The 22847-nt window shown below is 46.0% G+C and carries 25 protein-coding genes and 2 pseudogenes; 25 read left to right on the forward strand and 2 right to left on the reverse strand.

The features are described 5' to 3' along the window. A partial coding sequence (locus ACO4R2_RS01520; protein ID WP_484768907.1) for a hypothetical protein occupies window positions 1-233 on the forward strand: 233 nt, incomplete at its 5' end. 13 nt (window positions 234-246) lie between these two features. Here ACO4R2_RS01520 and ACO4R2_RS01525 read toward each other — a convergent pair. After that, window positions 247-1017, reverse strand: coding sequence for a TIGR02757 family protein (locus ACO4R2_RS01525; protein ID WP_484768908.1), 771 nt, complete (start codon window positions 1015-1017; stop codon window positions 247-249). Window positions 1018-1143: 126 nt separating this feature from the next. On the opposite strand from ACO4R2_RS01525, the gene ACO4R2_RS01530 reads away from it, so the two are divergent. The 22 genes from ACO4R2_RS01530 to ACO4R2_RS01635 all read left to right on the forward strand — a co-directional run bounded on the left by ACO4R2_RS01530 (window position 1144) and on the right by ACO4R2_RS01635 (window position 20836). Further along, window positions 1144-1758, forward strand: a complete 615-nt coding sequence (locus ACO4R2_RS01530) for a DUF4468 domain-containing protein (RefSeq protein WP_311490804.1) — start codon at window positions 1144-1146, stop codon at window positions 1756-1758. Between the two features lie 133 nt (window positions 1759-1891). Beyond that, window positions 1892-2146 carry a hypothetical protein gene (locus ACO4R2_RS01535; protein WP_484768909.1) on the forward strand — a complete coding sequence of 85 codons (255 nt, stop codon included), beginning with the start codon at window positions 1892-1894 and terminating at the stop codon, window positions 2144-2146. 12 nt (window positions 2147-2158) lie between these two features. Beyond that, the gene (gene queC / locus ACO4R2_RS01540) at window positions 2159-2854 is read left to right on the forward strand and encodes a 7-cyano-7-deazaguanine synthase QueC (protein ID WP_484768910.1); all 696 of its coding nucleotides are present in this window, start codon (window positions 2159-2161) and stop codon (window positions 2852-2854) included. Window positions 2855-2902: 48 nt separating this feature from the next. Beyond that, window positions 2903-3367: a preQ(1) synthase gene (queF, locus tag ACO4R2_RS01545; RefSeq protein WP_311490801.1), complete on the forward strand. Its 465-nt coding sequence runs from the start codon at window positions 2903-2905 to the stop codon at window positions 3365-3367. A 12-nt stretch (window positions 3368-3379) separates the two neighbouring features. After that, window positions 3380-3682 carry an FtsB family cell division protein gene (locus ACO4R2_RS01550; protein WP_315090225.1) on the forward strand — a complete coding sequence of 101 codons (303 nt, stop codon included), beginning with the start codon at window positions 3380-3382 and terminating at the stop codon, window positions 3680-3682. A gap of 2 nt (window positions 3683-3684) precedes the next feature. After that, window positions 3685-4038: a hypothetical protein gene (locus tag ACO4R2_RS01555; protein ID WP_347719192.1), complete on the forward strand. Its 354-nt coding sequence runs from the start codon at window positions 3685-3687 to the stop codon at window positions 4036-4038. A 159-nt stretch (window positions 4039-4197) separates the two neighbouring features. After that, window positions 4198-4914 carry a DUF4369 domain-containing protein gene (locus ACO4R2_RS01560; RefSeq protein WP_347719191.1) on the forward strand — a complete coding sequence of 239 codons (717 nt, stop codon included), beginning with the start codon at window positions 4198-4200 and terminating at the stop codon, window positions 4912-4914. Between the two features lie 121 nt (window positions 4915-5035). Continuing rightward, window positions 5036-5743 carry a type III pantothenate kinase gene (locus tag ACO4R2_RS01565; RefSeq protein ID WP_484768911.1) on the forward strand — a complete coding sequence of 236 codons (708 nt, stop codon included), beginning with the start codon at window positions 5036-5038 and terminating at the stop codon, window positions 5741-5743. 32 nt (window positions 5744-5775) lie between these two features. Continuing rightward, window positions 5776-7074 carry a BamG family beta-barrel-assembly machinery protein gene (bamG, locus tag ACO4R2_RS01570; RefSeq protein WP_484768912.1) on the forward strand — a complete coding sequence of 433 codons (1299 nt, stop codon included), beginning with the start codon at window positions 5776-5778 and terminating at the stop codon, window positions 7072-7074. Window positions 7075-7092: 18 nt separating this feature from the next. After that, window positions 7093-7779, forward strand: a complete 687-nt coding sequence (lptC, locus tag ACO4R2_RS01575; RefSeq protein ID WP_315090215.1) for an LPS export ABC transporter periplasmic protein LptC — start codon at window positions 7093-7095, stop codon at window positions 7777-7779. Window positions 7780-7863: 84 nt separating this feature from the next. Then, entirely contained in the window at window positions 7864-10116 is a 2253-nt protein-coding gene (locus tag ACO4R2_RS01580; protein WP_311490794.1) for a SurA N-terminal domain-containing protein, read from the forward strand. A gap of 810 nt (window positions 10117-10926) precedes the next feature. Continuing rightward, window positions 10927-11202: a tetratricopeptide repeat protein gene (locus tag ACO4R2_RS01585; RefSeq protein ID WP_484768913.1), complete on the forward strand. Its 276-nt coding sequence runs from the start codon at window positions 10927-10929 to the stop codon at window positions 11200-11202. A 68-nt stretch (window positions 11203-11270) separates the two neighbouring features. Continuing rightward, the gene (locus ACO4R2_RS01590; protein ID WP_311490792.1) at window positions 11271-11501 is read left to right on the forward strand and encodes a 4Fe-4S binding protein; all 231 of its coding nucleotides are present in this window, start codon (window positions 11271-11273) and stop codon (window positions 11499-11501) included. 2 nt (window positions 11502-11503) lie between these two features. Continuing rightward, window positions 11504-12601, forward strand: a complete 1098-nt coding sequence (locus ACO4R2_RS01595; RefSeq protein ID WP_484768914.1) for a 3-methyl-2-oxobutanoate dehydrogenase subunit VorB — start codon at window positions 11504-11506, stop codon at window positions 12599-12601. A 9-nt stretch (window positions 12602-12610) separates the two neighbouring features. Then, the gene (locus ACO4R2_RS01600) at window positions 12611-12928 is read left to right on the forward strand and encodes a hypothetical protein (RefSeq protein WP_484768915.1); all 318 of its coding nucleotides are present in this window, start codon (window positions 12611-12613) and stop codon (window positions 12926-12928) included. 37 nt (window positions 12929-12965) lie between these two features. Continuing rightward, a complete protein-coding gene (locus ACO4R2_RS01605; RefSeq protein ID WP_183695787.1) occupies window positions 12966-13739 on the forward strand; it encodes a thiamine pyrophosphate-dependent enzyme in 774 nt (257 codons plus the stop codon). Between the two features lie 12 nt (window positions 13740-13751). Continuing rightward, window positions 13752-14294, forward strand: coding sequence for a 2-oxoacid:ferredoxin oxidoreductase subunit gamma family protein (locus ACO4R2_RS01610; protein ID WP_347719987.1), 543 nt, complete (start codon window positions 13752-13754; stop codon window positions 14292-14294). Between the two features lie 11 nt (window positions 14295-14305). Further along, the gene (locus tag ACO4R2_RS01615) at window positions 14306-14569 is read left to right on the forward strand and encodes a hypothetical protein (protein ID WP_183695781.1); all 264 of its coding nucleotides are present in this window, start codon (window positions 14306-14308) and stop codon (window positions 14567-14569) included. A 183-nt stretch (window positions 14570-14752) separates the two neighbouring features. After that, window positions 14753-15313 carry a 1-acyl-sn-glycerol-3-phosphate acyltransferase gene (locus ACO4R2_RS01620; protein ID WP_484768916.1) on the forward strand — a complete coding sequence of 187 codons (561 nt, stop codon included), beginning with the start codon at window positions 14753-14755 and terminating at the stop codon, window positions 15311-15313. Next, the gene (locus ACO4R2_RS01625) at window positions 15310-18243 is read left to right on the forward strand and encodes a golvesin C-terminal-like domain-containing protein (RefSeq protein WP_484768917.1); all 2934 of its coding nucleotides are present in this window, start codon (window positions 15310-15312) and stop codon (window positions 18241-18243) included. Before ACO4R2_RS01620 ends, ACO4R2_RS01625 begins: the two co-directional genes overlap by 4 nt. Window positions 18244-18447: 204 nt before the next feature. Further along, complete coding sequence (locus tag ACO4R2_RS01630; protein ID WP_183695771.1) at window positions 18448-18783, forward strand: hypothetical protein; 336 nt, start codon at window positions 18448-18450, stop codon at window positions 18781-18783. A 76-nt stretch (window positions 18784-18859) separates the two neighbouring features. Beyond that, complete coding sequence (locus ACO4R2_RS01635; protein ID WP_484768918.1) at window positions 18860-20836, forward strand: ComEA family DNA-binding protein; 1977 nt, start codon at window positions 18860-18862, stop codon at window positions 20834-20836. 19 nt (window positions 20837-20855) lie between these two features. Here the strand turns inward: ACO4R2_RS01635 and ACO4R2_RS01640 are convergent. Further along, a pseudogene (locus ACO4R2_RS01640) lies at window positions 20856-21101 on the reverse strand (IS982 family transposase); the annotation flags it as partial. Between the two features lie 231 nt (window positions 21102-21332). On the opposite strand from ACO4R2_RS01640, the gene ACO4R2_RS01645 reads away from it, so the two are divergent. Both ACO4R2_RS01645 and ACO4R2_RS01650 read left to right on the forward strand, forming a co-directional pair. After that, on the forward strand, window positions 21333-22460 hold the full coding sequence (locus ACO4R2_RS01645) for a S41 family peptidase (RefSeq protein WP_484768919.1): 1128 nt from the start codon (window positions 21333-21335) through the stop codon (window positions 22458-22460). Window positions 22461-22482: 22 nt separating this feature from the next. Beyond that, window positions 22483-22781, forward strand: a pseudogene (locus ACO4R2_RS01650) (DUF6078 family protein); the annotation flags it as partial. Window positions 22782-22847: the final 66 nt, after the last annotated feature.

Raw genomic sequence — 22847 nt, forward strand, 5'->3', positions numbered from 1 at the left:
AAATAAAGGGAGTACAAGAGATTTTAGGTCTCTTTTTGTCATATAAGCCAATTTTCCTTATTGTATCCGTCAACACAATAAGGATATTCACCAACTCAATAAGGAAGCCAAGCAGCAACCTTATTGTATTCACCACTCAGAAAGGAGATAGATATGCACAGCACATAGAAGGAGGGAAAAGGAAGCCTCCCTCAGCCACTAAAAACAAGAATTCTGTTTACAAAAGTCGGTAAATACTATTTTTCCTTATTCTTCCACAAATTCAGCCGCATTCACGCCGACACCAAAGAGGGCGAAATCGGCACGTAGAGGGTCGTCAGGAAAAACTTCAAGTAAGCGGTCGGAAAGTCTCTTTACGGCCGACATAGAAGCAGTGCGAGAGGATACAAGTCCGAGTGAGAGAGCTTGATTCAAAACATGGGTATCCAAAGGAATAAGAAGAGAGCGCTTGTCGATGAAGGTCCATAATCCTAAATCCACGGGAGAAGCATCACGCACCATCCAGCGCAGAAACATACAGACACGCTTACAAGAAGATTTAGCAGTTTTCGGTACCAAATGCCCTACATCCCATCGACAGAAATAAGCAGTCAACGCCTCAACGGCTTGCAATCCTGTTGTGGCACGTTGCCGCACAAACTCACCCAGCGTTCCATATTCATGCAAGAGCGCATAAAGTCCCTCCAAGAATTGGCGTACATGATGCCACTGGTCGAGGCGATAAAAACAACGCGCCTCATCGGGCACATCGCAGCGGAAAGTTCCACTTCGCAGCCAAGTATCGAGTTGTCCGGCAGAAATATCAAGAAAAAACTGAATACGCGGGAAGAAGAGTCGCCTATTGCCATAACTAAACACAGAAGCAATGAAGCCCATCAACTCCTGATTACTCTGCCCCTCCACCTTGTGCATGAAACAACTCGGGTCTTCCGTCAAGAATTCTGGCACCTCATATTTCTTAGCCGCAGCATCCAACAATGCAGTCAAACGCTTCTTTCCTATTCGCTTTTTTCCCATACGGCCGCAATATTACGATTTTTTTGCAAAAGAGCGAATCAGAAAGTATCCACATTTATTTAGTTTTTTCGCACAACAGACCGAAAGTAATTCATTATATTTGCACACAAACAAAAATAGAACACAATGAAAATCCGCAAACTACTTTTCCTGCTCCTCCTCTTGCCGCTGACAGTCGTGGCTCAAACAGAACAGAAATATCTGAAAGGTGCAGTTCCTGTTAATGAACAAGGTGTGGTGGTCTTCAGCCATACCTACGATGTGCCTAACACAAACAAAACCGAAATTTTCAAACGCCTCACCGACTTCACGCAGCAGCAACTCATCAAGGGAGAGAACGCACTACCTCAATGCCGCATTGTGGAGAACGACGAAGCCAACGGCCTCTTGGCTGCACGCATCGAGGAATATCTCTACTTCAAGAAAAAAGCATGGGTGACCCATCGCACGCGCTTCTTCTATGATGTTATCTACCAGGTAGAGGACAACAAATTCACGGTGTCTCTGCAACGACTCCATTATATATATGAGCCAGAAGAGACTCCCAACGACAAGTTGCAAGATTACCGCGCTGAAGATTGGATTACAGACGCTAACGCGCTCAATCCAAAAGGCCAATTGACCCGCATGGCTGGAAAATTCCGCCGCTTCACTATCGATCGCAAAAACGAGATATTCCGTGAGGCCGCCAAAGCCGCAGGCGCACAACTGAAAACAAGAACAGTTGTCGTAGAGGAATAAGAAAAAGAACAAAAGACTTCAAGAAAAAGTTGTACGCACGGGATGTGAGCAAACTCTGTTCACATCCTGTCTTAGCTTACAAGTATAGGCATTCTGCAAAGAATTCACTAATTTTGCAGGAAATACAGATTTTATGGCTGCACGAAAACCCATAGTACTCTACACAAAAGAGGAAGTGAAAGCTCTGACGGATTGGCTCGTGGTGCACAAGGACGAAATGCCCGATTCGCTAGAGCTCGACCAGGCGACTATTATTCCGGATGTAAAGAAGACGTGCCATCTCATGAGCGAAATGGCGCTGGAATCGTATGAACGTCCCGGACTGAAAGGTCATATAGAAATTCTCTTTCGCATTCAAAAGAAGCTGCAAGATCTGGGAATAGGATAGCAATAGAACACAATGAACAACGATAAAGTATTAGTAGTATTCAGTGGCGGACAAGACTCCACCACCTGCCTCTACTGGGCAAAAGCCCATTTCAAAGAGGTCTACGCACTTGCTTTCATATATGGTCAGAAACACGTACTGGAAGTGGAACTGGCAGAGAAGATAGCCAAGAAAGCAGGCATACATTTCGACAAAATGGACGTGAGTTTCATCGGGAGTTTGGGCAAGAACTCGCTGACAGATACCTCTCTGGAGATGGATCAAGAAAAACCCGCTAATAGTTTCCCTAACACGTTTGTACCTGGGCGCAACATGTTCTTTCTGAGTATCGCTGCTGTCTATGCACGCGAGCGCGGCATCTTCCATCTTGTCACGGGCGTTTCACAAACAGATTTCTCAGGCTATCCAGACTGTCGAGATTCTTTCATCAAGAGCCTTAATGTGACGCTGAATTTAGCCATGGACGAACAGTTTGTTATCCACACGCCACTCATGTGGCTGGACAAATGCCAAACATGGGCCTTAAGTGACGAGCTGGGTGTGCTGGACTTGGTACGCCACGAAACTTTGACGTGCTACAATGGCATAGCAGGCGATGGTTGCGGACACTGTCCCAGCTGCAAATTGCGTAAGCATGGCCTTAACGCCTACCTTAAACTCAAAGCAGCAGGTAAGACACCTTTCGAGGTGATGCACCCGCAAGAATAAAGCGACCAGCAAAGAATGGTCGGATTTTATATTCCTTTATAATATATTATGGCTTCAAATAGAGAAAACGAAGGTCTGAACACGCTGGGGCGTAAGACCGAATACAAGAGCGATTATGCTCCAGAGGTGTTGGAATCTTTTGTCAACAAACACCCCGACAACGATTACTGGGTACGCTTTAACTGTCCAGAGTTCACCAGTCTCTGCCCTATCACGGGACAGCCTGATTTTGCAGAAATTCGCATCAGCTACATTCCTGATGTACGCATGGTGGAGAGCAAGAGCCTCAAGCTCTATCTTTTCAGCTTCAGAAATCACGGCGACTTCCACGAAGATTGCGTGAACATTATCATGAAGGACCTCATCAAGCTGATGGATCCAAAATACATCGAAGTGACGGGGCTCTTCACCCCGCGCGGTGGCATCAGTATCTTTCCCTATGCCAACTATGGTCGAAAAGGCACGAAATATGAAAAGCTTGCTGAATATCGCCTCCAGCAGCATGATCTCTAAACCTCAACTCTCATGGCACCTCTCGCAAGCATTGGTAGGTTTGTACTGAAACACAAGTATCTCTTTACAATTCTATTCTTCCTTCTTGTCATTGGACTACTCGACAACAATAGCCTCTTCTATCGCTATCAACTACATCAGCGTAACCAGGAGATGCTCGAACAGATTGCAAACTACGACAAACAATACGAAGCAGACTCCAAACGTATGCGCGAATTATCTCAGAGTCCGAAAGCTGTGGAGGACGTGGCGCGCGTGAGCCTTGTCATGAAGAAAGATAATGAGGACGTTTACCTCATAGAAGAAAAGAAATAATAATGGAACGACTCTTTCAACTGGGAGGTATCCTCCTACTTATTGGTGCAGTACTCCCCATCTTTCTTAGTCAGGAGAATTTCATCTATGCAGCAATAGTCTACACCATTGGAGCTATCCCCTTTTCCGTTGTGCAGTTTCGCCAACACTACAAGGGGCAGGACATCGTGATTCGTCGCCTACGTCGACAACAGGTGTCAGGAGCTATCCTTCTGTTGGTTACAGCAGTTCTGATGTTCACAGAATACTTTCACATACGGCCGCTGACAGGCGATTTATGGAAACTTTCTCTCTGCATCGCAGCTATATTTGAAGTTTACTCCGCCTTTCGCCTCTCATCCCTTAATAAGGAATAAGTACAGACAACTCTCTCCAAGCCACTCTTCGAAGGAGTCGAAGATTCGTTAAAAGCTTTGGACCAATAGTTAAATGTACTATAAAACAACATTTTCTAACAATTAGGACTAACCATTTTCATTGCCGCAATGTATATTTGCAACACAAAAGAAAAAGACATGCGACAATTTTTATTACTACTTATATCCAGTTTGTTTCTGACTTCATGCACGGAACAATACAACATAGCTGGTAATTCGACAGTACCCGTTCTGGACGGGCGCATGCTCTATCTGAAAGTAACGCCCAATGGAGTTACGTCAGAAAACATAGACTCTTGCAAAGTGATACACGGCAGATTCAACTTCTTTGGGGCCGTGGATTCTATCGTACTTGCGCAAGTGTGTATGGAGAACGAGAATGTGATGCCGATTGTCTTAGAGAATGGTAATCTCACAATATCTGTGGACAATCTCGGACAACGCGTATCTGGAGGGCCGTTAAACGACCGCCTCTATAAATTCTACCGACAGAAGAACCGCATTGACAACGAGATGTGGGAAATACAGGAAAAAGCCATTAAAATGATGAGAATGGGTTATTCCATGGATGTCATCAACAAGAAGTTTGGGAAAAAGGCCGATGCGCTCAATAAGAAATCAGAAGACTTGGAAACAAACTTTATTGTAGAAAACTCTAACAATGTTTTAGGCCCTGGATTCTTTATGATTCTGTGTAGTCAGTACCCGACCCCTGTTATAACAGAACATATTAACAATATCCTGCAAAGAGTTCCTTCTACGTTCTTCTCAAATCCCTGCGTGAAATCCTATATTAATAGGGCAAAGCAAAACCCAATGAGTAAGCCTTTCAACAAATCTTGTGTATATAATTAAGAAAGAATAGCTTTCTCCTCTTTATCATGCCTTTACCTTTACTCGCAGACGTATTTTTCTAAAAATTTTGCCTATCGGATGGATTGGAGTATCTTTGCCAAGCAAATAGCTTCGTATCAGAATGCAGCTTACAATTGACATAGGAAACACACGCGCAAAGGCGTCGATATTTGATAAGGACAAACTTGTTTTTCAAACAGCTTGGACCGATAACGATGAGGAAGAAATTCTTAATATCATTCAGAAATTCAAGCCTACGCGCTGTGCATTCTCTAATGTTGGGCATGAACATCTACTTATCACAGAGGCCCTCCATCGCTTTGGCATCCCAGTGCTTCGCGTTAGTGCAACCACTCCCTCACCAGTACACAATCCTTTTCCAACATTAGGCAGTGACCGCTTGGCAGCTATTGTCGGGGCTGTAACATTACTTCCCCATCGAGAGCTCCTCGTGATTGATTCTGGCACCTGCGTCACCTATGATTATATAGACGCTGATGCAAACCTCATTGGAGGCAATATATCGCCAGGGCTCATGCTCCGCCTAAAAGCCATGCATGATCATACGGCACTCCTTCCGCTGATCCCTATTGAAGGAGAAGTACCTGACGCTGGCTACGATACTCCAACGGCAATGCGTGTAGGTGTTGTTCGTGGCCTACAATACGAAATTGAAGGATTTATCAGAGATTATGCCAAAAACCACCCTCAACTTGAGGTTTTTCTTACGGGTGGCGACAGTTCTCTCTTTAGCAGCGATTTGCAACAACGCATCCATATAGAGCCACAATTAGTGGCTATTGGACTTAACCGCTTGCTCTTATCATAAAACTTATTCATCCGAAATTTAGACCTTTCAGAATGAAATATCCGCTACTTATAGCTTCCGCCCTTGCTCTAACGACAACGGCAATGGCCCAGAACAATGGCAGCAACTCTCCTTACTCCCGCTATGGTTTTGGTTTGCTCAACGATCGCCACAGCGCAGCCTCCACCGCCTTGGCTGGCACTGGTTACGGCTGGCGCGGGGGTACAGAAGTAAACTTCAAAAACCCCGCTTCCTTTTCTGCAATCGACTCTCTGTCCTTTATCTTCGATGTAGGCCTCTCGTTGCAAAATGCTAACATCAAGCAGGGGAATCAAAGCGTTAATGCTCGCAACACATCGATAGATTATATCACGGTAGGTTTTCGTGGCGCACGACACTTGGGCTTTTCCCTTGGCATGATACCTTTTTCTACCATCGGATACAGCATGAACGATAAACGCACATGGACAGCTTCGACTGGGGATGTAACAGAGACAGAAGCACACAATGGTAATGGAGGACTCCAGCAAGTATACCTTGGTGTGGGCTGGGAACCTTTTAGAGGTTTCTCGTTCGGTGTAAATGGTGGCTACCTCTGGGGTGATATGGAACACAATATAGTGGCTTCATACAGTGACCCTACTATCAATACGCGCCGTAGGACTTACGATGCACACGTCAAAACCTATACGGTGAATTTTGGTTTGCAATACGAGCAACGTATTAATAAAAAGAACTCCATCATACTCGGCTTGGTCTACGGCCTTGGACATAAAACGCAGGGCTATGCAAATTACTATGATCAGCAACGACAAAACAAAGTCTATGTAGGAGATACTCTCTCGCTCCGTAATGGTTTTGAATTGCCACATACGTTTGGTGTAGGACTTACTTGGAACTACAACAATCGGCTCCGTGTTGCAGCCGACTATACACTGCAAAAGTGGAGCAAAGTACAGTACCCAACGCTATCTACTTCGGCATCCGGTTACACCTACACGGCAGAAACTGGACAATTTACAGATTTGAGTAAATATTCCCTCGGAGCAGAGTATGTCGTCAATCCAGATGGTTACCGTTGGTATAATCGTATTCGCTACCGCTTAGGAGCAGCTTATACTACTCCCTATACAAAGGTGAACGGAAGTGATGGCCCACGCAACTATCAAGTAAGTGCAGGCGTCGGTATACCAATAATTAATAGTCACAGTAATCGTTGTGTTCTCAATTTGGCAGCAGGATTCGAACACGTAGCTCCACAAATCAGTGGCTCTCTTAAAGAAAACTATATGCGCGTCAGCATCGGTGTGACATTTAATGAGAGTTGGTTCAATAAATGGAAAGCTCAATAACGTTCTATAGTCCTCGGAATGCAATTCAAAAACATACTTAATAAAATCTGTCAGCAAAGCCTTCTCCAAAAAGGTTTTGCTGCTCAGTTTTTATTACTATTTCTCTCGTTCCTTATCTTTTCTTGTAACCAAGACGCTCCTCCTATCAGCCATTTGGACCAGAAGCGCGACTCAGCCGCTATAATGACAACAATAGGAGTATCTAAGCTCATCTCTGATTCGGGTTATATGCGTTATCGCATCATAGCCGAAGAATGGCGCGTCTATGACAAAACGAACCCGCCACGCCAGGAATTTCCCAAAGGAATATTTCTCCAGAGATTTGACAAAAACTTCAAGATGGATCTCTATATCCAAGCAGACTCCGCTTGGTGCTTCAATCAAAACCTGTGGCGCTTGAAAGGACATGTAGTCATAAACGATATGGAGAAGCGTACATACTTCCATACAGCAGAACTCTTCTGGAATATGGAGGAACATAGGTTCTACTCCAACACATATATGAAGATTACGCAGCCTGATAAACAAATCGAAGGAGATCGCTTTACTGCCAACGAGCAGATGACGGAATATCACGTTTACCAGAGTAAAGGTTTCTTCCCTAAACCAGAAGAAAATGGACAAAATAAAAAAACAGACAAACAGCAAACTCCTGATTCTGTTTTGCAGCAGATGCGTCCAGCCCCCACTCCTATTAAAAAATAGACAATACAAAGGGAAAGTATAAAATTATTTTTCTACCTTTGCCAGTCATAAAAATGAAATAAAATAAAATCTAAATAACACAAAATGGCAGCTTTACAATCTATTCGAAGCAAAGGACCTCTGCTGATGGGCTTCATCGGCTTAGCTCTATTTGCATTCATTGCCGGCGACTACTTCAAGGTGTTCGATGTTTTCTCGAACGACAATCGCCAGACCATAGGAGAAGTCTATGGCAAAAAGTTAAAGTTCGAGGACTATCAAGCTCAACTCGACGAATTAACCCAGATGCAGGAATTTGCAAAGCAAATGCAGACGCAAAACCCTCAGGCAACACTCACAGAACAAGAGAAGAGCCAGCTCGGACAGCAAGTATGGACCGACTTTGTTCGTAACACTACCATCGAGCATGAAGCAGAAAAAGCTGGTCTAGAAGTAACAGAAGAAGATGTTCAGAACACTCTTCGCACAGGTCAGGCTTCTAGCCTCCAGGTTCTGGCTCAGATTTTCCCAAGCCAGCAAGGCGGCCTCGATGTTGCAGGCTTCCAAAAATTCATTAAGGAGTACGACTCCAATATGGCCAATATGCGCAAGCAGGCACAGCAGCAACCAGGCATGGCTGAATATATCGAGCAGTACCAGAAGATTCGCAAACTCTGCGACTACAGTCTTGAAAAACTGCACGAAGAAGTGTTGGCCAATAAGTTCTATTCTCTGCTTGGAGCTTCGGTTATCGCAAACAAGGAAATCGCTAAGGTAGAATATAACTTCCGCAACACGCAGAGTGAGGCAGACGTTGTAGCCATCCCTCTATCCTCTATCCCCGACAGCCAGATTAAGATTGCTGATGCCGACTTGAAGAAGGCGTACGATCAATACAAGGAATCTCCCATTATCAAGAATCCTGCTCGCAGTGCAGACCTTCAGGTTCTCGACATTCAAGTAAAGGCTAGTGCAACAGACCGTGCAGCTCTCGAAAAAGAAATGCAAACTGCTCAGCAGCAGCTGCAAAACGGTGCAGATCCAGCAACCGTTGTTAGCAGCGCTAATTCTAGCGTTCATTATGTTAATGCAGCACTTGGCAAGAACGCTTTTGCTCAAATGTCTGATGTACAGCAGAAGCTGGACTCTATGAGCGTTGGCCAAGTGAAGCCGATGTACTACAATCCGCAGGACAATACGCTCAATGTTCTCAAGCTTATTGCTAAAACGCAGGCTCCCGACTCTATCCTATACCGCGCTATCGGCGTAGCAAATGCTGATAAGGCCAAAGAAACAGCTACTGCCGACAGCATCTACAAGGCTTTACAGGGCGGTGCTAAGTTCAAGGACCTCGCTAAGAAGTATCAGCAGCAGGGCGACTCCTCTTGGATTGTTGCTTCACAGGCTGAAAACCTCAATATGCAAGCCGATGATGCAACTTTCATCACGCAGCTTTCTAGTGGTCCAGGTCTGAAGCTCGTCAAGCTCTCTCAGTACACGATGATTGTTGAGGTACTTCAGAGCAAGAAGCCCGAAACGAAGTACAACGTAGCTATTGTGAAGCGCACACTCGACTTCTCCAAGAAGACGCACAACGATGAACTCAACAAGCTCAATATGTTCTTGGCCAAGAACCGCGATCTCGATAGCTTCATCAAGAACGCTGGTAAGGCCGGTTATATTCTCCGCTCGATGGACGCATACTCTCAGAGCAATCTCCAAATCCAATCACAGATTGGTGGCGAAGGTGCTAAAGACGCAATGCAGTGGGTGTTCGACAATGCTAAGGCTGGTCAAATCTCCAAGCTCTATGAGTGCGGTGCAAACAACGACCACTTGCTGGTAATCGGTGTAAGCGCGATCAATGATGGCGACTATCTCCCCTTGGAGAACAAGACTGTGAAAGATTTCCTTACACGCGTTGTTCGTCAGCAGAAGAAGGCAGAAATGATTCTTGCACAAACTAAGAACGTTAAGAATATCAACGACGCTAAGAAGCAGAAGGGCGCAATCAACGAACAGCTCCACAACATTGCTCTCCTTGGTCAGCCAGCACAGCTCCAGGCTTTAGGCGTTTCTGAACCTCGTTTGACGGGTGCTATCTACCGCACAGCTAAAGGCCAGTTTACTGGTGCTGTTCAAGGCGAAGGTGCTGTTTACTTTGCACAAGTAACCAACAAGGTGAAAGGTGCTGAGCAATTCAATCTCCAGCAGCAACAGCAACAGATTGTTCAGCGCATCTTCAGCAGCATTGTTACTCAAAACTACTTCGGTGGTGCTCAAGAAGTCCTCCTTGCTACTCTCGTTCAGGAACAAGGCCATATCAAAGACAATCTCTACCGCTTCTTCCGCTTCTAAGGATTAAGCAGTAATCATATCAAAGCCCGATGCAATTTTCCGCATCGGGCTTTTTCGTGTCTTCAAGGAGAGAATTCATACTGTCTATAATTTTGACAATTAACTTTTCCAATCTAGTGCAGAAAAACAGAGCAAACAAACTTAAAGTGAAGAAAGAAAAGTAAGAATAGACCTGCTACACGGAAAAGAACTTCTTTTTTTTAAAAGAAATAGCCGAAAAAGAGGAAATACAGTATCAGAAGATGCCATTTTCGGACTATTTTGTTCGAAAACACAATAAGACTACCAACTGATATCCTTATTGTGTCAGCTCATTCCCTTATTGTATTTGAAATTTCCCTTATAGGAATTTTAATTCCGCCTATAGAAATTTTATTTTCTCCTATAGAAATTACAAAATGCCCTATTTTACTGACAGTTCAAATTGGCGTTCTTTTCAGCCAAAGGTGTGTAAGTTGATTTTTATGCGATTCTCAGAGCTATAGAATAAGAATATTTTTGACAAAACGCCAATTATTTAAAAGTTATAAGCATATAATTCGTTTCAATTTATAAGTATAAGATGAGAAACTTCCCAGTAGGGAAAACATAGCAGCAAGCAGTGGTAGTAAGACATAAAAGCGACAGACAACATATTCTATTGGCTATTTTCTTTCTCTTGAATAGAAGTCAAAGGCAAACTACAGAAGCTGTAAAGAGAGGAGATTTGAAAATTCTGCTTAATAGAACGTGAAAAAATCCTCGATAAATTGGCAGTAAAAGAAAATAGCCTTAACTTTGCTTTTAGTGTGGAACATAACAATTCACAAAATGCCGATAAATTACAGTGCAATAGCACAGAAAATTGAAGAAGGACAGATCGATAAAGCCCTGCAACTCGCGGACGAAGCCTTGAAGTTCTCCCCCGCTGATGCACAGGTGCTGTATCTAAAAGGGCAAGCTTATATGAAGCGCAGCGAATGGGGACAAGCCATCAGCTGTTTCCGCCAATCGCACCAAGCCGACGGCAATGCTGCTGCAGCTCAAGCCGAAGAAATGCTCAATGGCATTATGGATTTCTACAACAAAGACATGTACAATCAATAACGACAAAAAAAAGCCAGAGAAAGGAAGATCAGACTCTATCCCCTCTAGCTTCTTAATACATAACAATTATGGGTAAAATGAAAGGCGCCGTCGTAGTGGACGAGAACCGTTGCAAAGGTTGCAACCTTTGCGTGGTAGCGTGCCCTACACATTCGCTTGCGCTCGCCACGGGCGAAGTAAATCACAAAGGGTATGCCTTCTGCAAGCAAGTGGATCTCGATGCTTGTACAGGATGTACCAGCTGCGCTATGGTATGCCCTGATGGGTGTATCACCGTTTATCGAAAAAAAGAGGAATAACCATGGCAGAAGAAAAAGAAATCTTATTAATGAAAGGCAACGAAGCGATTGCTCACGCTGCCATCCGTTGCGGATGCGATGGTTATTTTGGTTATCCCATCACACCGCAATCCGAAGTGCTCGAAACTCTAGCTATGCTCAAGCCGTGGGAAACCACAGGCATGGTAGTACTGCAAGCTGAAAGTGAGGTAGCATCCATCAATATGCTCTATGGCGGTGGTGGTTCGGGCAAACGTGTTATGACGTCCTCGTCCAGTCCTGGCGTAGCCCTCATGCAGGAAGGCATTGCCTACATGGCTGGAGCGGAAGTTCCTGGCCTCATCGTCAATGTTCAGCGCGGAGGTCCTGGTCTGGGCACGATTCAGCCCTCGCAAAGCGACTACAATCAAGCAACGCGTGGCGGTGGCAATGGTGACTACCACGTTATTGTCCTTGCTCCGAACTCTGTTCAGGAAATGGCAGATTTTGTGGACTTAGGTTTTGAACTGGCTTTCCGCTACCGTAATCCTGCAATGATTTTGAGCGATGGCGTCATCGGACAGATGATGGAAAAGGTTATTCTCCCACCACTCAAACCGCGTCGCACCGATGAGCAGATCTACGAGGAATGTCCTTGGGCTGCCAATGGTCACGGTCTAAAAAAACGTGGCCCCAACGTCATAACTTCTTTGGAACTCGAACCTGCGGCAATGGAGAAGCGCAATCTCCATTTGCAAAAGAAATATGCTGAATGTGAAGAAAAAGAAGTGCGCTTCGAAGAGCAATACTGCGAGGATGCAGACTATATCATAGTGGCCTTCGGTTCAGCATCTCGCATTTCGCAAAAAGCGATGGACAATATGCGCGAGCAGGGGCTCAAAGTGGGCCTCTTCCGCCCCATCACATTGTGGCCTTTCCCCAGCAAAGAACTCAAGCGACTCAGCGAAAAGGTCAAAGGAATGCTGGTGGTTGAAATCAATGCTGGCATGATGGTCTTTGATGTGCAAGCAGCAGTGGAATATAACATCCCTGTGCAACACTTTGGCCGTCTCGGAGGTATTGTTCCCGACCCTGACGAAATCGTTCAGGCCATGGAGAAACTCAGAAAAGTTGCTAAATAAAACCCACCTATGAATTTAGACGAACAACGTTTCCTCGAAGAAGTGCGCAATGGTCGCCGCAAGGAAGACGAACAGCAGCAACAAAAAGAACGGAAACTGCTCTTCATTCGCAATATTATGAATAGCGTGTTTATCTTGTTGTCGCTCATCGCCATGATAGGAATGGCCTACACATGGTACGCTGAGAATGAGCATATCCGCCTCCTCAGCATAGGGTTAGGCGTTGTTGCCGTCCTTATCAAAATGGTGGAAGCCACTCTACGCATGACCACAATGCTTCGCCGTCCCCACGGGCTGCAACGTCATGCACGTAGCAATAAAGAATAAGCGAACACTCGTCCGCTATAATATCAGCAAATTATCTATGACACGAGAAGAAATAATTCAACCTGGTAATCTGGTCTACCAAAAGCCTGAATTGATGAACGATGTGCAAATGCACTATTGTCCAGGTTGTTCACACGGCGTTGTCCACAAATTGGTGGCCGAAGTCATTGCCGAGATGGGCATGGAAGATAAAACCATCGGCGTAAGCCCCGTAGGCTGCGCTGTCTTTGCTTATCGATATTTGGACATCGACTGGGAGGAAGCAGCTCACGGTCGCGCTCCCGCACTGGCCACGGCCTGCAAACGCCTCTGGCCTGACCACCTCGTTTTCACCTACCAAGGCGATGGCGATTTGGGCTGTATCGGATTGGCCGAAACAGTCCACGCGCTCAACCGCGGGGAGAATATCACCATCATCTTTATTAACAACGCCATCTACGGTATGACAGGCGGACAAATGGCCCCGACAACACTCATGGGCATGAAGACCGCAACGTGTCCCTTCGGCCGCGATCCCGAACTTCATGGCTATCCGCTGAAAATCACTGAAATGGCAGCTCAACTGGAAGGTACAGCCTATGTGACACGTCAAAGCGTTCAGAGCGTGGCAGCTATCCGCAAATGCAAGAAAGCCATTCGCCATGCGTTTGAAAACTCTATGAACGGCAAAGGCTCTAATCTCATCGAAGTAGTATCTACTTGTAACTCAGGCTGGAAGATGAGTCCCGTCAAGGCCAATAAGTGGATGGAAGAACACATGTTCGACTACTACAACATTGGCGACTTGAAAGACAGCGAAGCTAAACACTAAAACGAAATTCTTATGAAAGAAGAAATCATCATAGCAGGTTTCGGTGGTCAGGGTGTGCTCTCAATGGGTAAGATCCTTGCGTATGCCGGACTGATGGAGGGAAAAGAAGTTACATGGATGCCTGCCTACGGCCCAGAGCAACGAGGTGGAACGGCCAACGTCACCGTTATCATTTCGGACGAAAAGATATCGTCGCCCATTCTGAGCCAGTACGACACCGCCATCTTGCTCAATCAGCCCTCTCTGGACAAGTTCCAGCCCAAAGTGAAGGTAGGAGGAACTATCATCTACGATAGCTTTGGCATCATTGAGAAACCTAAACGCGAGGATATCAATAACTTCTGTCTCGATGCCATGAACACCGCGGCAGAGATGAAGCTCATGAAAACCTTCAATATGATGGTGCTCGGAGGTTTCCTCAAAGTCCACCCCATTGTCAGTATCGAGAGTGTTATGAAAGCCCTCAAAAAATCGCTCCCCGAAAGACACTGGGACTTACTCCCCATGAACGAACAAGCCATCTTGAAAGGGATGGAAATTATCCACAAACAATAAACAGAAGCATTATGTCAAGCAAAAGAAAACTGAAGAAAGCAATAAAGAACATCTGTGGAGATCTCTTCGCTGACTGTGTAGCACTGAGTATGTGCCAGCCAGAAAACGATGAGAAGCTGAAAGAACTCATGGCAATGGTTATGGTTACATATCAAGACTATGTAGCTCGCCTGAGCCACGTTGAAAAAGGCCAGGAAAAAGTCTTCTTCAAAAAGCTGCGCGCTGAATTCACGCAGCAAGCCAACAAACTCTCCGACGAAATCATTAAAGCTTAAGTCCTAATAGGACAAAATGATAAGTTGCGGCCACAGAGCCGCCATTGAGTGGCGAGTGACAAACAGCAGCCTTACTCCGCTGAAAGTTTGTCATTCACCACTTGCTGTTTCATCTTTACCGTTTTTAGAGGAGTCGGACTGGCAGAATCAGTCGGACTTTCTTCTTTACTCTGCTATTATAAAATGTTTCAAAAACTTTGTCATTATCTCTTTTTCAAACGTCTGGGATGGAAGGAGCAAGTAAGTGTACCCAACCGCAATAAATGTATTATCTGCGTAGCTCCACATACCAGTAACTGGGACTTTTTTCTCGGAGAACTCTATTATACCGCTAAAGGCAAAAAGGCAGGCTTTCTGATGAAGAATAGTTGGTTCTTTTGGCCCCTCGGCTCTTTTCTTCGCTACATTGGAGGTATCCCTGTGGAAAGAAAGAAGCACACCAGCCTCACGGACGCTGTAGCCGAAAAAGCCCGTCAGAGCGAGTATTTCCATTTGGCTGTCACTCCCGAAGGTACTCGCTCACGCGTGGAGATATGGAAACGTGGTTTTTATTTTATAGCTCTAAAGGCCAACATTCCTATCCAACTCTACGCCATCGACTTTGAGCAACGCCGCATCGTTTGCACGCGAGAGATTTTCCCTAAGGAGGAAAACGTAGAAAAGGACATGAAAGAAATCATGGACTACTATAGCGGCTTCAAAGGTCGTCATCCCCAGAATTTTCAAGTAGAAAACATTCAGTGAAAAGAATCTTTACATACCTATCCCTTGCTGTCCTCAGTCTGACTGCTTTTGCACAGACCGAGGACACACTGCTTTCCGACGCTATCCAAAACTATTTCAATAACTATCGCATAGATGGCTATCACCCTGCTCAATCTATGCAGGCAGATAGTTTTCGCGTCGATGAGCAACAACGGCTTATTAGCATCTTTGCTAACGAACCTTTCTATTCTCAGCCCTTTACTCCACAGAGCGTCAATCGTATCTATCGCGAAATGCCGCGCCTTTTCCCGCAACCTTATAACACGTATCGCGTAGTGGTCTTTGGGCGCAACTCGCAGCAGATTGAGGACTTAATCCCTAATATCTACCGCACAGCCAAAGCAGATGCCAATCGCTTGTGGGGAGAAAAAAACTACAATGGTAATCCTTGGGTGCAAAACACCTCAGCCCCCTACGCTCCCACCAAAGGTTTAGCCAACCGACACCTGATGATTTGGCCGAGCCATGGGCGCTATTTCCGCGACGGCAGTTGGCAATGGCAGCGACCTTATCTCTACTGCACCACAGAGGATATGTTCACTCAATCGTTTGTATATCCCTACCTCTTCCCCATGCTCGAAAATGCTGGGGCCATTATCTATTGCCCGCGTGAGCGCGACATACAGCAGAGCGAAGCCATCGTGGACAACGACCGCCCGCACCTCATGGGCGACTACTCTGAGACATCTTCTGGTACAGACCATTGGGCCACCATCGCCACAGGTTTTTCTACCCCGACGGGTCTTCTCGTCGATAGTATCCAACCTTTCTCCCTCGGTACAGCCCGCACGATTGCCGCCACCACTAAGAAGTTCGGCACTGCCTCTGTCACCTGGACGCCGCGCATTCCTCACGCTGGCCGCTATGCCGTATATGTATCCTATTCCAGCCAACCTAACAGCGTCCCCGATGCTCACTACACAGTATACCATAAAGGGCAACGCACGCAATTCAAGGTTAATCAAAAAATGGGAGGTTCTACATGGGTCTACCTCGGAACTTTCGATTTCGACGAAGGAGAAAACTGGCAGAGCCGCGTAGTTCTCAGCAATCAGAGCAATTATTCTGGTGTGGTCACTGCCGACGGCGTACGCTTTGGCGGCGGATTTTCACAAAACGAACGTGGCAATGCTGGCACAAGTGGTCTGCCCCGTTTCCTTGAAGCCGCGCGCTATCAAGCACAATGGGCCGGTTTGCCCGACTCCTTATACAACACCGAAAATGGAGCTAACGACTACAACGACGACCTGCGCGTGCGCGGCAACTTCACCAATTGGTTGAGTGCGGGTAGCATCTACAATCCCAACCCCACCTATTCTGCGCGCCGCGATAGTCTGCATGTTCCCACTCAGCAGAGTCAGAAACTCGTTCCGCTCGAACTGGCTCTTGCCATTCATAGTGATGCCGGTGTGCGCAAAGACCGTAGTATCTTCGGCACTTTGGGAATCTGCACCACCACGCTTCCCAGCAATGGCGACACATATTATAACAGTGGACTCTCGCGCTATGCTTCACAGGATCTGGCCAACATTCTTGTGTCCACGCTGACGAACGATCTCTCGGCCTATTATGACACCACATGGACGCGGCGTGAAGTGTGGGATCGCAATTATGCTGAAACACGGATGCCAGAAATTCCCTCGGCCATCTTAGAAATCATGTCGCACCAGAACTTCTCCGACATGAAATTCGGCCATGACCCCTCGTTTAAGTTCCAATTGTCGCGCAGCATCTATAAGTCCTTGCTTCGCTTTGTCAATTATGAACACGGCATCAAGGACTATATTGTCCAGCCGCTCCCCATTCATCAGTTTTCCGCCCTGCTCTCCGAGAAGGACAACACTGTACAACTCTCTTGGCAGCCTACTACGGACAAACTCGAACCTTCTGCTGTCCCAACGGACTATATCGTCTACACGTCGGTTGGTGACGGAGCGTTCGACAACGGGCGACTCACTCAGGGCAAAACGTCCCTTACGCTCCCCGTCAGCCCTGGTCGACAATACAATTTCAAGGTCACAGCCGTCAATGCAGGCGGACAGAGTATGCCTTCTGAGGTACTGAGTGTCTACAAGGCAACAGAAGCCACGGCACACCTCCTTATCGTCAATGGTTTCGACCGTGTGAGTGGTCCGGCATGGGTAGAACGCAACGATTCTCTCGGCTTCGATCTTCGGGAGGATATTGGCGTACCCTATCTCTATACCACTGCTTTCTGTGGCCGTCAAACGGATTTCACTCACCCTGAAGCGGGCAATAACTCAAGTGCAGAACTGCAAGGTAAGACCTTGGCGGGAAACACCTTCGACTACCCCATGCAGCACGGCCAAGCCATTGCTGCCGCGCACAAGTACAGTTTCTCCTCAGTTTCTCGCGAAGCGGCTTACCAAACGGACTGGAATAAATACGACCTTGTTGATTATATCGCAGGATTGCAACGCGATGTCCCTTACAATCTCAGCCACTACAAAACTTTTGATGAGGCTATGCAGAAAAAAATATCGGCCTACACGCACCACGGAGGCAACCTGCTTGTGAGTGGAGCTTACATAGGACGCGATATGCAGCAGGAGGATGAGCGCAACTTCCTGAAAGACATTCTCAAAGTATCGTTTGCTGGCATCGAAACTTATGGCGGTGACAGCATCAAGGGACTCAATCTTCAAATCCCTATTTATCGCGATTGGAACGCCGAACATTATGCCCTACAGAATAGTGACGTCCTCATCCCCGCCTCTTCCGATGCCTTCAGTGCCTTCTCCTATGCGGATAAACAATCGGCCGGAGTTGCCTACAAAGGGCGACAGCGCGCAGCCATCACAATGGGGTTTCCCTTCACCTCTATCAAGGGCACGCATCTTCGCAGCAAAGCCATGAATGCCTTGCTCACTTTCCTCCTCAGCAAATAAGTGTTCACACACAGCGGGCGCATGTCAAAGTTTTTCCTTCTCACGCCTCGTCCCGAACAGTATTTCTCGTCCCGAACAATACTCCTGTTCGGGATTTTTTATACTTCTTCACAAAAATCGAAAAAAAGTTTTTACCCTAATTTATTTTTCTATCTTTGCACAGAAACATACACAAACAGAAAAACAAACCATAGAACAAACACTATGTACACTATCCAACTCAACGAAAAAGGCTCACGCCATCTCGACATTAGTGACGATAATCTCAAAACTATTCAGAAATATCATCTCTTTCGTGATCTCGTCGACTCTCACGGTTATGTCACCGAGGATGTTCTCACCAAACTGCGAATGACTGTGCGTGCACTCATTGCTCAAAATGAGAAAAATACCAAGGACTTACTCGACCTCTGTATCGATGTTATCTACCACAACGACATGAAAGCTTTTGGGCTGCACAACCTCATCTTGCTCTTTATCGACTGGGAACAAAACCACCCATCTGATACTGACGAGCAACTGCCGCCCGAAGTATTCTGATTGCTTCTTAACCCTCCACAAAAGTCCCACTCTTGCGAGTAGGACTTTTGCTTTTTCTCCCGAATCTTCCTATCCTATGAAACACGCCGCCCTTGTCCTTTTTCTTCTTTTTCCCATAACACTTTGCGCCCAAGAACGCTATATCAGTTGGACCGACTTTGCCGATACATATTTCGATGAACAAAGTAGCGAGGAACTGCAAGAACAGCTCGAGAATCTCTATCTTCACCCGATGAATCTCAACACTGTCAGTCGGGACGACCTCTTGCGCTTGCCGTTTCTCGATGAAGCACAGGCCGACTCCATACTGGCCTATCGCGATCGCCACCACCAATTTCTCACGCTGGGGGAACTGCAATTCATCACCGGCCTCAGCTATACCGATCGGTGCTATCTGAGCCTTTTCCTCCAAGCCTGGCCACTTCCTCAGCAGGTAGCTCCATTGAAAGTGCGCTTATTTAGCGGTCGACACGAACTGGAAACACGTCTCGACATACCGCTCTATCGGCGACGAGGTGAGCAGAACGGCGCATATCTCGGCAGCGGACTCTACAACAACCTGCGCTATCGCTACGATTGGCACCGCCGAGTGCAATACGGTCTAACATTGGAGAAGGATGCAGGCGAACCTATTGGGCGTTATCGCAATTATCTCTACGATGCCCTTTCGGCCTATGCCCACTACCTCTCATCCAACAATCGCTACGAACTCTTGGCGGGCGACTACACCGTGACCATTGGACAAGGCTTGCTCTTCGGCTGTGCCACCTATGGTTCTAAAGCAACACTCCTCGATGCGCCGCGCCGAACGACCATGGTATTACACAACCACTCCAGCATGAGCGAAGCACGTTTCTTTCGCGGCGTGGCAGGCGGCATCCGAAACGGTAATTGGCTGCTCACAGCTTTTCTCTCCTATCACCAGTTAGACAGCAGACAGGAAGGCGACACAGTGCGTTCCTTCCTCTACGATGGCTATCATCGTACTGCGCGCGAATTGTCGCGACGGCGCAATGTGGACAATCTGACGGCTGGTGGACAACTTCTCTATCTCCGCCCACAATGGCGCATAGGTGTGAGTGGGCTTTATACTCACTACAATCATTTTCTCCATCCAGAGCAGCGCGCTTATACGCAGTATTTCATGCGGGGAAAGGATGCTGCCGGATTGTCCGTAAACTACTACCTCCACTCCCATCGCATCACGCTGAGTGGTGAAGCTGCTGCCGACCGCCGCCTGCATCTTGCCACAACCAATACGTTTGTCTATTCTCCCTCCAGCAGTTGCCAATTCACATTGCAGCACCGCGTCTTTGCTCCGCGCTTTGTGTCGCCCCATGGCGATGCTCTGCAAGAAGGCTCGCATGTGGCCAATGAACACGGTCTCCTCTTGGGCGGAAAATACAATGGATTTCGCCGTTTGGAACTTCGAGGTTATGTTGATTTCTTTCGCTTTCCTACATCTACATTCCGCGCTACGGGGGCATCGCAAGGCTTCGATGCTATGGCGCAACTGCTCTGGCAACTGAAAAATGGCGGCCAGCTCTTGCTGCGCTACCGCGCCAAAGCGAAGCAACAGAACATTCCCAAATATGCAGGACTGTTGCAATATGCCACAACCCACCGATTACGCGCACAACTGAACCTACGGAACGACCGCTGGGAACTACATCCCGCCATTGATATTGCGCTGGCGGGTAAACAGACCACTGGTAACACGCTGGGCTGGATGCTCTCGCTGCGCACAGGCTTTCGCCCCACCTCCACTTTGAAGTTAGCCGCATTGGCAGCAGTCTTTTTCACCGACGATTATGCCAGCGCTTGCTATGTTTACGAACCCTATCTGCGCCATGCAGGTGGTTTCGGTGCGTGCTATTATCACGGTCTGCGGGCAGTGCTCCTCGGGCAGTGGCAACTCACAAAAAACTGGGACATAGGTGTGAAATATAGTTTGCTTCACTATTTCAACAAATCCGCTATCGGAGCAGGCGAACAACTCATCTCTTCGGCATCAAAGAACGATCTTAGCCTTCAGCTTCGTTGGCGTTTCTAAACAGCCAAAGTTCTCATATTTTCTCTCGCTTATCTTTACAACGGCTTATTTTGAAATAGAAATTCAGAAATGCATTGCTGTGGAACAAAAAAAGAATTGTGATCATTTCAGCATCACTCATTCGCTCTTTTCTCTTGGAATGTTTTGGACTATTGGCAGAGGCGTTTGAGAGAGAAAGAGAGGTTTTGTTCAATTCTGAATGATATTCTTTGCAAAAATCATCTGCAATACAATAGATTTCCGTAACTTTGCTGACAAGTTTCATAAGGATTGTTATTTTGTTATATAATTGATTATCAACAGTAAATATACAAAAAAACAATCCTCTTTTTAGGCTTTTATTGAAACTTTTTTTGAGGAAAAGAAAAACTGCTTATCCCGAATTGGGGTAAATAGATATAAAAGGATGCAAGAATATGAAAAAGAAGAGGAAGTTATAGAATAAAATATATAAATTCGCAAAGCCAAGATCAAGTGTCGAACAAGAAGTAGCTATTTGATAAATACATTATTAAAATATAATCCGTTTGAACAACAAAATATTATGAACTTAAGATTGTTCCTTGTTTCTTTTGCTTTATGTTGTACTTCTACATCATTTGCAATACATCCTGACAGCATCAATCATCATCTAAAAGATTATCAATATCTAACAAGATTTACTGAAGCTAATCTTGCTACTTATCCATATATTCATAAAATGTATGGTAAGGAATATTCCAGGCTTAAAAAGTCGATCAAGCGACATTTACTGGAAGGTCAAGATATAGAAACCGCAACTTGTGACTATGTATTTTGGTTTTTCTCTCAATTCGATACGCATTTTATAGTTGACCGACATCGATTCTGGCAAGAATATGACCGAAGGGTCCATCCCAAATATAATGAGAAGATGGAGTATGACCCTCAACCCCTTGCGTGTATGCTTGATGCAGATACTTATCTGGTAAGAATACCATCTTGCAGTGGTCAGAGTCCAACTTACGCATGGGTCGATAGTGTTGCCCAAACATATAAAAGGATGAATTGTCCATATCTAATTTTAGATATTCGAGGTAATTCTGGGGGAAATGATGCCATTTGGGAACCTTTCCTTGAGATACTCGCAGACCATCAACCAAAGAAACCTTGGAGAGTCTTATTCAGAAACACCCCCATGAACAGGGAAGTACTCATGAAACAAGGTGATACAAACATCGTAGAGAGAGCCCGCCAATCGAAAACACAGTTTGTACCATTGTCAGAAGAGAACAATAATGAGGATATGCCTTTCATAGCAAGCCATTTAAAAAAGGCGGCAATTCTCGTTGATAGCAGAACAGCAAGTTCTGGAGAAACCTTAGCTCGTTTTATAAAAGACTATTGTCATCGTGGAAAAATATATGGACAAGACAATACCAGCGGAGCAAACCTGTCGGGTAACATCACTCCATTTCAACTGCCACATAGTGGGATTACTTGCTATTATCCAGTTTGCGTTGACGAAGACTTCGCTTTAGTATGTAAAACAAAAGAAATAGGAATCAAGCCAGATATAAAGATTCCGCTACCACTTCCCGCCTCTCTCAAAGATAATATTGACACATGGGTCGTATGGGTTGCAAAGAAATTGAAATCAAACTGATATCATAAAAACGTCTACCCCTATGACCCAAGAATACAACTGATAGACTACGACTTTGCACACTGCTCAGGCACCCATTGCGAGCAGGCTGGAAAATGCCTGCGCCACACTGCCTACAAGATGCTGGCAGGGAATAGGAATGAAACCTATACGATGGTGAACTCTGCCGTGATAAAGGGTGTGCAGCCCTGCCCGTTCTTCGAGCCCGACCGCAAGGAACGCTTTGCGTGGGGCATCTCTCGAATTTATGACAACGTGCGAGCAAGCGACCTTCGTGGTGTAAAGCTCAACGTTATGTCCTGTTTCGGCTCTGAAGTTTATTAACCCCAATCCGGTTTAAGAAACGCTCTTTCATGAGTTTCTTAAACCGCACACGCATCCTTTCGG

It is taken from the genome of Alloprevotella sp., from assembly GCF_057240785.1.